The organism is Cyclobacterium sp. SYSU L10401, assembly GCF_010993705.1.
In the GTDB taxonomy this organism is placed as follows: domain Bacteria; phylum Bacteroidota; class Bacteroidia; order Cytophagales; family Cyclobacteriaceae; genus Cyclobacterium.
In genome coordinates, this window is sequence record NZ_WOFO01000014.1 from 33,161 (window position 1) to 45,947 (window position 12,787).

Below are 12,787 nucleotides of genomic sequence, written 5' to 3' on the forward strand. Positions count from 1 at the left end.
ATTTTAAAAGCAAAAAAATGCTATTGAAACATATTTTTAATCAGCCATTGGGCTGCATGAAAACAGCACCTTGCATATAGCCCACTACCTGGAGGGGTAGCAGATGAACAAAGGTAAATCCCTTTGGCGGAAGTACAGTAAGGGGAAAGTATCAAGGCGGTCCTGATAAATACCTGGGTAAGGTCAATTCACTGGTACTCATGCCTCCCCCTACCTGATCCGTCCCTCCGATCAACAATACCTTTAACCCGGATTTTTTATTAGGTTTCGTTGTGAAGGCTGAAATTGCAAGAAAATCAGGCATTAAGCTCCTTTCGACTCAAAATCATGATTGCTTTTTTCTGTGGCCAGTTGGGATAAAGCAAGTACAAACCTATCCAGATCTGCTGGCCTGGTATACACATGCGGTGAAATTCTCACACAATTAATATTGCCATAACTTATGGAGGTGGTATGTATTTTATATTGGTTCAAAAGCTTCTGTCCCAATTCCTGGGGAGTCAAACCCTCTACCGAAACGCCTGCTATGGCACAGCTGTAGGCGGATTTCAGGGAAGTGTGAATTTTCACCCCGGGTATGGTCATGGCCTTTTCAGCCCAGTAGTTTTTCAGGTATCGCACCCTTTCTTCTTTTCTTTTGGCGCCAATTCCGTTGTGAAAGTTCAGTGCTTCACCTATCCCCTGTTCCAACGGAAAACTTCGGGTACCCAGGGTTTCAAATTTCCTGATATCCGGACTCTTGGGGTCTCCATTGCAAAGCAATGGCCAGACTTTTGAAATTTTATCCTTTTTTATCCAAAGCATACCGGTCCCAATGGGAGCGGAAAGGTATTTGTGCAGGCTGGTCCCAAAGTAATCTGCTTCCAGATCCGGAATGTCAAAATCCAACAGGCCAAATGAATGGGCGCCGTCTACGATCACTTCCAATCCTTTCTCATGGGCCATCTGACAAATTTTCTTTACCGGCATGATTTGTCCCACCCAATTGATTACATGGGTGACGTGGAGGATTTTGGTCCGGGAAGTAATGGCCTGCCGGTAGGCATTGACAATCGTTTCATCATCTTCAATGGGGAAATCAAAAGAAATCTGTTTGTAAACAATCCCCTCTCTCTGCTCCCTTTGGCTCCAGGCCTGCATCATATTGGGATAATCCTGTTTACAACCAATGACTTCATCACCTTTTTCCAAATCCAACCCATAAATGATCGTGTTCAGGGCCTCTGTTGCATTTCGGTTAATCGCTATCTCCTCCGGATCACAACCTCCCAGCAGGGCCAGTTTTTCTCTCAATGGCTCCCTTCCCTGATCTAATATACGCCACATATAGTAAGACGGGGCCTGATTAGACATCTGGCTATACCGCTCTACCGCCTCCAACACCAATTGAGGGCTGGGAGAAACTCCCCCATTGTTCAGGTTTAGCACAGGAGCGGAACTTGCAGGGTAACCCTGCTGAATAAGGGCCCAAAAATCTTCATTTTCCGCCATTCTATGCGGTGTTAACCCTTGATACAATTCATTTTTTTCTGCTATATCTGCCGCAAGTCCTTGCCGGTACAGGCTGTTTACAGAGAAAGCACCGGTGAGAATGGCTGCTTTTTTGAAAAACGCTCTCCTATTCGTTACTGATTTCATTTTAATAAAATTTAGTTAGTGGTATCTATTGACAAAGGTATAAAACATATTTTGTTGCTGTAGGGTAATTTATAACTTAAAAAACAGACTTAGCTTGCAAAATAGTCAATTATATTGGTTTTTGCCGTTAGTCTCCTGCAAGATTTACTCCTTTAATGACTGGGAAAAATTTGCTTCCGGAGGCATTTTATCGGAATTTTGAATATTTTATGCAGAAAGAGAATGAGAGACATTAAATTGGTAGAGGTAAGGTCGGAACTGGCGGCAGGGACCAGGGGTGCCAGCATGGGTATTGATGCCCTCAAAGTAGCCAGTCTGGATAAAAAATCTGACTTTTTCACCAAATTTGATCCGGTCAATGTTAAGGATGCCAATGATTACCTATGGCGGGGAAACGAACACCCCTATGCCAAGTACATCGACGGGGTCTATGAGGTAATCCACCATGTGTACGCTACCATCCGTGACCTGAGGGAGAAGAGAAAATTTCCCATTGTTTTAGCCGGGGACCATTCTACCGCAGCCGGCACCATTATGGGTATCAAAGCAGCCCATCCCGATAGAAGACTGGGCGTGATCTGGATAGATGCACATGCTGACCTGCACTCTCCTTATACCAGCCCTTCCGGTAACATGCACGGCATGCCGCTGGCCATGTGTCTGGGCATAGATAACCTGGAACAAAAACAAAACGAGCCGCTTCCGGGTACGGTTGCCTATTGGGAAAAACTCAAGTCCCTGGGTGGAGACCAACCAAAAATATCGCCTGAAGATATCGTATTTATAGGGGTAAGATCTACTGAAGAGCCGGAAAACTACCTTATAGAGCGGTATGGTATCACCAATATTTCCGTTGCAGAACTGAGGGCCTCCGGCATCGAGCTGGCAGCGTCTAAGGCATTGCAAATCCTAAAGAATTGCGAACAAATTTACATCTCCTTTGATGTTGACAGCCTGGACACTTCCATTTCCAAAGGAACAGGTACTCCCGTTCCTGATGGGCTTACCGTGAGTGAAGCCGTTCAACTCAACGAGGAACTAATCAAAGACAAAAGGGTATGTGCCTGGGAAATTGTAGAAGTCAACCCCACACTGGACACGGAAAATGCCATGGCAGAAAATGCCTTTGAAGTGCTGGAATCTACTACCAGATCTCTGGTACAAAACTTCTAGAACGCAAATCCTATTTTATCAGATTCTGGCCCGAAAATATCCTGGCAAACTCCCTCACATTCGGATACATGTTGGCTGCTTCAAGTACTTCCCCGGAAGAAAAAAACCGGACGGCACAGCATTCCGGAGATGGAACAAACTGCAGGTGTTCCAGTTCAGTAATATACATGACATTGGCGATAAAAACTCCGTGGTGGTTTTTTACCGTGAAAAAGCAGCAAGGTTGCCCTGCAATCGACTTGGTTTTGAGCTGCATTTCTTCCCATATCTCCCTTTGGATGCCCTCCTGGGCAGTTTCACCAAAATCCAGTCCCCCACCCGGCAATTCCCACATTCCGTTGTCTTCCCTAACCAACAAAAATCTACGGTTCTCATCCAGGATGAGGCCCTTCACACTTAGCCTGTAAAAACATTCCGGTATATCCAAAGGCATGAATTTATTGGTTTTGCTTTTTGGACAGCCAGGCCACTTTCTGTACCGGCTCATGGTCCTGCCCTAAAATGTCCCGGTAAAGTGCTGGTCTCCGTGCATTTTTGTACCGGTGCCCACCAGCCTGTTGCAGCTTTTCGGGACTTAGCGTAGCCAGGGCAACATCATCATCCAGTTTTCGGCATTCTGCCACGATGTCTCCAAAAGGATCAATAATCATCGAACATCCATTTTTCAACTGGTCATCATCCATTCCAATCGGGTTGGAAAAAACAGCATAAATGGCATTGTCATAAGCCCTTGCGGGGAGCCATTTCATCAACCATTGCCGGCCCTTCATTCCATCAAACTCTATCCTTAGGGAGGTAGGGTCTTTGTGTCTGTTTTCCCAAAGCCGGGGATCCACAAATCCTGCCCCTGGCCGGGAAGAGGGGGTACACATGGTTACGTGTGGCATAAATAGTACATCTGCACCCAAAAGACTGGTAGCACGGACATTTTCTATGATATTGTTGTCATAGCAAATCAATATACCGCATTTCCATCCATGAATTTCAAAAACACAATAAGCTGATCCCGGGGTAAGGTGAGGATTGATAAAGGGATGAAGCTTATGGTATTTGGTTTTCAATCCCTCCCCATCAACACAGACGTAACATTTATACATGCGACCATTCTCATCCTTCTCGAAAAGCCCTGCAAGAATGGTGATTTCATGCCGCCGGGCGATTTGGATGAGCCTTGTTACACTGGGCCCATTGGGGACAAATTCTGCCAGCTCAAGCATTTGCTCCCTATCCAGCTTACGGGCAAATGTATACCCGGTAATGGAGCATTCATGGAAAGCAATCACCTTCGCTCCCTCACTGGCAGCCTTTTGGCTCAATCTCTCTATAGTGGCCAGGTTATAGGCTTTATCCCAGCTTTTGTGTTCAAATTGGGCAGTGGCTACGGTCAAATCTTGCATAAATCGTCATTTAAGGGGCTACCGGATTTCTTTTTTTATAGCATCCAACAATGAATACTCTCCTGGGCTGTCTGCCTGGATATGCCAAATCATTACTCCTCCCAAACCTTTTGCCCTGGCTAATGCGGTTTTGCGTCCGATAAGTTCAGGCCCATTGTAATACAAGATACCCCCTTCCTGAAAGACCAGGCTATCCTGCTGGTATGCCATGGGGTAATCCTGGATAATCTGCCGGTATCTCAGGCTTCCGGGAGCCCCGGGACCAAAACCATAGCCGTAAAACGGCAAGCCGAGAAGTAACTTTTTCGCTGGTACCCCCCTTTTTTCCATATAATATTGAATATCCTCTTCCGCATTTTCAAAAGGAGCATGCTGTCCGGGTTTATCCAGGTTCCAGGGACCGGTGGCATCATAGGACATGATGTTGATGTGGTCATAAAGTGCTAAAATCTCATCAGGTATACTATCTCCATTCCAGGTGGCCAATGCTGCCGTCATCAATTTCCCGGAACGCTTTAGTTCTGCAGACAAAGCTTTTACAAAAGGTCCATAATTTTCATTGATCAGGCTGTTCTCTAAATCTACATCAACTCCATCAAAATCATAGGCCAGCACCAACTCCAGTATTTTTTCTACCCAGAGGTCTCTGTTTTCTGCTGTCATCAAATCGGCTAAATATTCCGGAGGCGACCCTCCACCAATAGAAATAAAAACCCTCACTCCATTTTCTCTGGCAGTTTTCACTACTTGCTCATATGCATTATTGGCGGCGAAATTCCCCTCTCTGTCCGGCTGAATGAAGGCCAGGTTGATGTCTGTGTAGGCAGACCAATCTACCTCTTCAAGCCCTCCTGCCCAGTCATCCTGGCTGAACAGATAGCCTAAAACCCTTAAATTCGGTTGCTCAACCCTAATATCGGGAGGCATATTGGTACAGCCAAAAAACCCAATCAACGGAAGTAATAGGCGAATGAACATGGTCTGGCATTTATTTATCATACAATTTACTTCCCTTCTTTTAGAAGGCAATGATTTGGGTTGAAATTTTCTGGAATCACCAAACCAGTGTCGCCAGCACGGGCAAATGATCGGAAGCGTAGGTTTCGCTGATCACCCGGTGTTCCTTTACCTGAAATTTATTATCTGGTCTGTAATAAATAAAATCTATGGTCCTATTGGGATCCACAACCGGTATGGTGGGAGGGCAATTCTCCCTACAGGTTCTTTCAAAATGACTATCCAATTCATCGATGGCGTCAGAGCCAATCAGGGCATTGAAATCTCCTGCCATGATCACCGGTAAAGGCTCATCCTTCAAATAAGATGTAATGTCCTTTGCCTGATTGGTTGCATTGGTGCTGCTACTGAAATCCAGGTGGGTGGAGGCAAATTTTATTTTCTCTCCATCTGGCAAGGTAACCTGCACCAGCAACAAGGTTCTTGGTTCGGTCCCCTCCGCTGAGCTCAGTTGTAAAGCAAGCTTATTCTCAATGGGGAACCGCGATAAAATGGCATTGCCATATTCTCCTCCCTGGTAGGGAATGGATTTTTCAAAGTAAAAATGCATTCCTGTCAGGTCCGCTAATGCCTTTGCCTGGTGCAGCCCGGGTCCTGACCGTTCGGTATGAACATCCACCTCTTGCAGGGCTACCAAATCAGCTCCGCTCTCGATAATCACCTGAGCAATGGCCGGTAGGTCTATTGAGTCTGGTATTGACGGGGGATTGGCATGATGAATGTTATATGCCAACACTTTCAACTCATTTTGGGTGTATGCAACCTGAGGGGCCATCATGCCAAAGAGAAAGCCCGCTGAAAACAGAAAACGGAGAAAAAAAGAAAAGATAAATTGGAAAACTTTCATTTGGAAAACAGGATTAGATTATTGGTTTGTCAAAGGTATTAAATCGGTACGAAAAAGTAGATTTACTTATGGCGCTTATCTGCCTTTTAAAAAAATTAAAAGTTGATAGCCGCCTGCAAAATTCAAACCCATCCAACCCTTGCCAGGTTATTTTATTTCTTTTCATTGCAAAGTAATGGAAAGTTAACCTGTTTTTTCAACTCTAAAATAGTGAATTTTAAATGTTATTTTTTGATTTTTACACCTTACAATAGCTTATTTTAAGGAATCCTTTGTAAAATTACATGACTATTTTTAGGATATGCTCCTATTTTTATTTAAAATCAACTTTAATTCACAGTTATAAGCTTAACATGAACAGCAATGCTGCCCCTACTCCGGAAAATGAGACTGAAAGGTTGGAAGCTCTATTTGCTACCCAACTCCTGGATTCCCTACCGGAATCTTCATTTGATAGATTAACAGAGCTGGCTGCAGAAATCTGCCAAACCCCCATTGCGTTGGTCACATTTTTAGACCAGGACCGGCAATGGTTTAAATCCAAAGTAGGTTTAGATCTTTATGAAACCAAAAGATCAGATTCCTTTTGCCAGTTCACCATTCTGCAGGATGATAAGTTTGAGGTGGAAGATGCCTCAAAAGACGTAAGGTTTGCAAAAAACCCCTACGTAGACGGAGAGGGGAAAATCAGATTTTATGCCGGCTACCCGATTAAATCCGAAACAGGAATGAACCTGGGCACCTTATGTGTATTGGACAATAAGCCAAGAACACTGACTACCAAACAGGCAAATGCCCTGAAAACCCTTTCCAGGGAAGTGGAGACGTTGGTACAATTACAGCTAGAGCGATTAAAACTACAGAAACTGAATCGGAAACTGGAAAAGGTGCTGACCCACTTAGGTGACCTGGTCTTATTGATCGATAAAAATTTTGTGATCCGTGAATATTTTTCCGCCCGAAAAGACCTTTTTTTCTTTACTTCTGAAGAATTTTTAAATAAAAAAATCAGCGATACCGGATTACCTGCAGACCATGTAGGGCTTTTTGAAAGCCTGTTTGCGGAAGTTTTTGGTACGGGGGAAAAACTTTACAAAGAATACCCTTTGGAGATTCGTGGAAAAATAGAATGGTTTGCTTTCACCTGCGAACCCATCTCCAAAGACCGTAAAGAGCTGATTTGCATCATCAATCATATCAGTCCCAAAAAGAAGCAGGAATTAAAAATAAAGGATCAGGAAAAGGAATTCAAAGAGTTTTTTGAGCAGGCACAGGGCATGATGTTAAAGCATGATTTAGAAGGGAAAATCATGCAGATCAACCGGGCCGGGGCGGCCATGCTTGGGTATGCTACCGAAGAAATACTGGGTTTAAACATGAAAAACCTAGCTGAGAAACCGGAATTGTTTGAGCAATATTTGGCAGAAATCCTTCAGAAAAAAAGCTTCAATGGCAAAGGCAGATTGGTATCAAAGGAAGGAGTAACGGTAACTATACATTTTAACAATGTGCTTTTTGAATCCCACCTGGGGGAGGCCTATATTTTAGGAAATGGCCTGGATATGTCGGCCTACATCCGGGTACATGATGAGTTGGCAGCCGCCGCTACAAATATCTCCGAGGAAAGAGCATTACTGCGCACCATTATCGATAATATTCCCACCAATATCTATGTAAAAAACACGCGTTTTGAAAAAACTTTGGTAAATAAGGCAGAGTTGGATTATCTGGGATTCAGGGATGAAAAACAAGTTTTAGGCTTGACCGATGAGGAGCTCTTTAACACGGATACAGCCAGGGAAGCCAGGGAAGAGGACGAATCGGTGATGTTTGATGAGCATATCATCCTCAATAAGGAAGTGATACAGGAGCAAAAAAACGGAAAAAAGAGATATTGCCTGATATCAAAAATACCCTTAAAAGACGATTCTGGTAGAATAACCGGAATGGTTGGCCTTACCCACGATATCAGCGAAAGAAAGAAGGCAGAAATCGCTTTACTGGAAAAAAGCAGGAGGTTGGATGCCATCATCAGGGGTACCCATGCCGGCACCTGGGAATGGAACATCAAAACCGATGAGATCATTATTAATGACAGGTATGCAGGAATGCTCGGTTACACCATTGATGAGCTGTTACAATTCACTTCCAGCCAGTGGAATGACCTGTGCCACCCGGACGATTTCATTCACCGGGAACACCTGCTGCAAAAACATTTCGATAAAAAAACAGACCATTACCAAAGCGAAATCCGCCTTCGTCACAAAGACGGTCATTGGGTTTGGATTCTGGACAGAGGCAAGGTTTTTACCTGGGACACCAAAACCGGAAAGCCTGCCTTGATGTATGGAACACATCAGGATGTCAGTTCCAGAAAAGAAATAGAAAACCAGCTCAAAGAGGCAAAAGAAAGTGCCGAAAATGCAAACAAAGCCAAATCTGAATTCCTGGCAAACATGAGCCACGAAATACGCACGCCTTTGAATGGGGTAATAGGATTCACAGATTTACTGATGAAAACACCACTTTCTGACACCCAATTGCAATACATGAGTACCGTTTATCAATCGGCACATTCGCTTTTGGATCTGATCAATGATATACTGGATTTTTCGAAAATAGAAGCCGGTAAGATGGACCTCTCTGTAGAACGAGCCGATATTTACGAATTGGGTACTCAGGTGGCAGATATCACCAAATATCAGGCCCACTCCAAAGGCCTGGAACTGCTGGTTAATCTTTCTCCCGGGCTGCCCCATATCATTTATGCGGATGATGTTCGTCTCAGACAGATATTGGTCAATTTGCTGACCAATGCCATAAAGTTTACCGAAAAAGGAGAGGTAGAATTCAAGGTGGAAATGATGGACAAAACCATCAGGGAAGGTGTTCCTAGCCTCTTTAGATTTTCTGTCAGAGATACAGGCATCGGAATTCCTTACGAAAAACAAAAGAAAATATTTGAGGCCTTCTCTCAGGAAGATGCCAGTACCACAAGAAAATTTGGAGGCACAGGACTGGGACTGACCATATCAAATAAGCTATTGGAATTAATGGGCAGTCAATTGCAAATTGAAAGCGAACCCCAAAAAGGAAGCCTTTTCTATTTTGAAATTCATCTCCTGGCAGAAAGGGGAGAAGAAGAACAGTGGCCGGAAAATCACCATATAAAAAAGGTGCTGGTGGTGGATGACAATGACACAAATCGGAACCTGGTTCAGGAAATCATGGAATCCAGAAACATCTCCTGCTACCAGGCTCCCAATGGAATGGCAGCATTGGCCTTAATGGAAAAGAAAAATGACATCGACCTGGTGTTTATGGATTTGCGCATGCCATTCCTGGACGGTCTCGAAACTACTGAGAAAATCAGAAACTTTAAGCAACCGAAACTGGCCGGAGTCCCGGTAGTTTTACTCAGCAGTTCCAATGATGACGCATTGGACAGAGGCAAAATGGATACATTAAAAATCCATCATCGCATCATTAAGCCGATAAAAATCCGGCAATTAGCACAGGTACTTACTAAAATCAACGAGCCCTCCGCAGCAGAAGAGCTGGAAAGGGAAGAACATAGTATAGCCCAACAAAACATCCTGGCCAACAAAAAATATGTAGTACTGATTGCGGAAGACAATCCCATCAATATGAAATTATCCAAGATCATTTTATCCAAAATCAGTCCTACTATTCAAATCGTAGAAGCGGACAACGGTCTAAAGGCCTACGAATATATCCTCCGGCAAAAGCCGGATTTGGTCTTGATGGATGTGCAAATGCCCATCATGAATGGATACGAAACAGCAAAAGCCATCCGATCGGTCAAAAATGGCCAGGATCTTCCTATCATTGCCCTGACTGCCGGTACGGTAAAAGGAGAAAAGGAACGTTGCCTGGAAGCAGGAATGGATGATTACATGAGTAAACCCCTGATACAAGACAGCCTGACAAAAATGATTGTCAAATGGCTGCTTCCGGGGCAGCCTGCCGCCAATGCTGAGGGGCAAATGGAAGGGTCCCAGGACTTCAGAAACAAACATTTTGATAAAATTCATCTGCTGAGCTTATTTGATGGAGACAGGGCTATTGGAAGGGAATTGCTCAAAATTGCCCGCACCACATTGGAGGAAAGTAGCGATAAGCTCAGGGAAGCACTAAAAAATAAGGATGAAAAAATCCTGCTGGAAGTGGGCCATAAACTGAAAGGTTCAGCTGCAACTGCAGGTTTTTTCAGGCTATTGCCATTAACAGATCAGTTGGAAAAAAAAGCTGATGCTGATAATCCTCAGGGTCTTATCAACCTTGGGATTCTAGTACAGAAAGAACTTACCTATTTACTGGAGCATTTTGATGAATTCAAATTATAAAGTGAAACTGTGGGCCTGAGTGGAATCTTCCTTAAATGGATCGGCTCTGAGAGAAAAGAGAACCGCCATTTTTTATTACCTTTGGTGTTCCTAAAAAACAAACCACCAAAAAACAAATCCAACCATGCCCGAGACCAAAATTTTCTCAGGTTCAAATACTCCCTATTTGGCTGAAAGTATTGCCAAAGCCTACGGCCAAACCCTGGGCAACCTGACCCTTGCGAAGTTTAGTGATGGAGAAATGTCTCCCAGCTATAATGAATCTATCAGGGGTTGTAACGTATTCCTGATTCAGTCCACCAATCCTTCCGCCGACAACCTGCTGGAATTGTGTCTGATGATTGATGCAGCCAAAAGGGCAAGTGCCTACAAGGTATGCGCGGTAATTCCTTATTTTGGATATGCCCGGCAAGACCGAAAGGACCGGCCAAGGGTAAGTATTGCAGCTAAACTGATTGCCAACATGCTCACTTCAGCCGGAGCAGACAGGATCATGACCTGCGATTTGCATGCTGGGCAGATACAAGGATTTTTTGACATTCCTTTGGATCATTTAAACGGTTCTGCTATATTTGTGCCCTATTTGAAAAACCTGGATTTAGGTAACCTGATATTTGCTTCTCCCGATGTAGGAGGAGTGGGAAGAACCAGGGCTTATGCCAAGCATTTCGAAGTGGACATGGTCGTCTGTGACAAGCATAGAAAAAGGGCCAATGAAGTGGCATCCATGCAAGTGATCGGCGATGTAGAAGGAAAAGATGTGGTTTTGATTGATGACCTGGTGGACACGGCCGGTACCATGTGCAAAGCTGCTCATATCTTATTAGACAAAGGTGCCAATTCGGTAAGGGCCATAGCCACTCACGGAGTACTATCCGGGAAGGCTTACGATAACATTGAAAATTCGCTTTTATCAGAACTGGTCATTACCGATACCATTCCGGCGAGGCAGGAATCTTCAAAGATCAAAGTACTCACAGTAGCAGATTTATTTGCCAAAGCCATTCATGCTGTCACAGGAAATACCTCTGTCAGTTCATTATTCATTCAGTAATTTTAATTTTAACCAAATATATTTATGAAATCAATTGAGATTATAGGGTTTAAAAGAGCAAATCTCGACAGAAAATCCCTGGATGTACTTCGGGAAGAAGGAAATGTCCCCTGTGTAGTTTACGGTCCCGGTATCAAAGAGCAGATTCATTTCCATTCGCCTGCAATTTTATTCAGAGATTTGATATATACCCCGGAAGTACATATGGTAGACCTCAATATTGAGGGCACCAAAGTAAAAGCCATTCTCAGAGAGGCACAGTTCCATCCGGTAAGTGAGGTATTGCTCCATGCTGATTTTTTGGCGTTTAGTGATGAAAAGGCCATCAAAATGGAAATCCCTGTAAAGCCATTCGGAAGTTCTCCCGGTATCATCAAAGGTGGTAAATTGGAGATTAAGACCAGGACGCTTCTGGTCAAAGGCATGGCAAAGGATCTTCCCGATGAAATACCTGTTGACATCTCTACCCTCGAATTGGGTAAATCTGTGAAAGTCAGTGATTTGAATGTAGAAAATTTTGAATTGCTGAATAGCCCCAACGTCACGATTGCTACTGTAGGTATCCCTAGAGCATTGAGAGGCAAAAAAGGTGAAGAGGAAGAAGCTGAAGTTTAATCTTTTCCTATTGATTGAGAAACCATTCCAAATCCTGCCCTGTTTTTTCACAGCGCAGGATTTTTTCTTGGTAAACCATTAGGTGAGGCAATTGGTAATAAAACTTGAGATAAGCTATGAAATACCTTATTGCAGGTCTTGGCAATATCGGACCTGAATATGAACTGACACGCCACAATGTAGGCTTTCTGATCCTGGATAGACTGGCAGACCAGGAAAAAATAAACTGGGAAAGCAACCGCCTCGCATTTACTTCACTTTTTAAGCATAAAGGACGGCAGATTCATTTAATCAAACCGACCACCTATATGAACCTCAGCGGAAAAGCGGTCAATTACTGGATGAAAGAATTGAAAATACCGAAGGAAAATGTTTTGGTGGTGGTTGATGATATTGCCTTGCCTTTTGGTAAATTACGGATGAAAGCAAAGGGATCTGATGCCGGCCATAATGGGCTTAAAAATATTGCCGAACTTACCGGAGGGCAGGACTATGCCAGGCTTAGGTTTGGTATAGGAAGTGACTTCTCCGCAGGTCGACAAATTGACTATGTGCTGGGCAGGTGGTCTCAAAAAGAAATGGACCTTCTGCCTGAAGCCATGGATCGGGCAGCCAGCATGATTGCTGCTTTCTGCACCATTGGACTCGAAAAAACCATGAACCAATACAACCAATAAAA

The 12,787-nt window shown here is 43.8% G+C and carries 10 protein-coding genes; 5 read left to right on the top strand and 5 right to left on the bottom strand.

Going from position 1 to position 12,787, the window contains the following annotated elements; all coding sequences use genetic code 11:
• Positions 1-303: 303 nt before the first annotated feature.
• On the bottom strand, positions 304-1,638 hold the full coding sequence (locus GL182_RS22380; RefSeq protein WP_163382031.1) for an aminotransferase class V-fold PLP-dependent enzyme: 1,335 nt from the start codon (positions 1,636-1,638) through the stop codon (positions 304-306).
• 222 nt (positions 1,639-1,860) lie between these two features.
• On the opposite strand from GL182_RS22380, the gene rocF reads away from it, so the two are divergent.
• A complete protein-coding gene (gene rocF, locus GL182_RS22385) occupies positions 1,861-2,811 on the top strand; it encodes an arginase (RefSeq protein WP_163382032.1) in 951 nt (316 codons plus the stop codon).
• Between the two features lie 10 nt (positions 2,812-2,821).
• Here the strand turns inward: rocF and GL182_RS22390 are convergent, their stop codons facing one another.
• The 4 genes from GL182_RS22390 to GL182_RS22405 form a co-directional block, all read right to left on the bottom strand.
• A complete protein-coding gene (locus GL182_RS22390) occupies positions 2,822-3,244 on the bottom strand; it encodes an NUDIX domain-containing protein (RefSeq protein WP_163382033.1) in 423 nt (140 codons plus the stop codon).
• A gap of 4 nt (positions 3,245-3,248) precedes the next feature.
• A complete protein-coding gene (locus tag GL182_RS22395; protein WP_163382034.1) occupies positions 3,249-4,208 on the bottom strand; it encodes a nitrilase family protein in 960 nt (319 codons plus the stop codon).
• A gap of 18 nt (positions 4,209-4,226) precedes the next feature.
• On the bottom strand, positions 4,227-5,186 hold the full coding sequence (locus GL182_RS22400) for a glycosyl hydrolase family 18 protein (protein ID WP_205603714.1): 960 nt from the start codon (positions 5,184-5,186) through the stop codon (positions 4,227-4,229).
• Between the two features lie 76 nt (positions 5,187-5,262).
• Complete coding sequence (locus GL182_RS22405; RefSeq protein WP_240469932.1) at positions 5,263-6,072, bottom strand: endonuclease/exonuclease/phosphatase family protein; 810 nt, start codon at positions 6,070-6,072, stop codon at positions 5,263-5,265.
• A gap of 353 nt (positions 6,073-6,425) precedes the next feature.
• Between GL182_RS22405 and GL182_RS22410 the strand changes: the two genes are divergently transcribed.
• From GL182_RS22410 to pth, 4 genes are all read left to right on the top strand, one after another.
• Positions 6,426-10,439, top strand: a complete 4,014-nt coding sequence (locus GL182_RS22410) for a response regulator (protein WP_163382036.1) — start codon at positions 6,426-6,428, stop codon at positions 10,437-10,439.
• Positions 10,440-10,563: 124 nt separating this feature from the next.
• Positions 10,564-11,493 carry a ribose-phosphate pyrophosphokinase gene (locus GL182_RS22415; RefSeq protein WP_163382037.1) on the top strand — a complete coding sequence of 310 codons (930 nt, stop codon included), beginning with the start codon at positions 10,564-10,566 and terminating at the stop codon, positions 11,491-11,493.
• 24 nt (positions 11,494-11,517) lie between these two features.
• Positions 11,518-12,108, top strand: coding sequence for a 50S ribosomal protein L25/general stress protein Ctc (locus GL182_RS22420; RefSeq protein WP_163382038.1), 591 nt, complete (start codon positions 11,518-11,520; stop codon positions 12,106-12,108).
• Positions 12,109-12,224: 116 nt separating this feature from the next.
• A complete protein-coding gene (gene pth / locus GL182_RS22425) occupies positions 12,225-12,785 on the top strand; it encodes an aminoacyl-tRNA hydrolase (RefSeq protein ID WP_163382039.1) in 561 nt (186 codons plus the stop codon).
• Positions 12,786-12,787 lie beyond the last annotated feature (2 nt).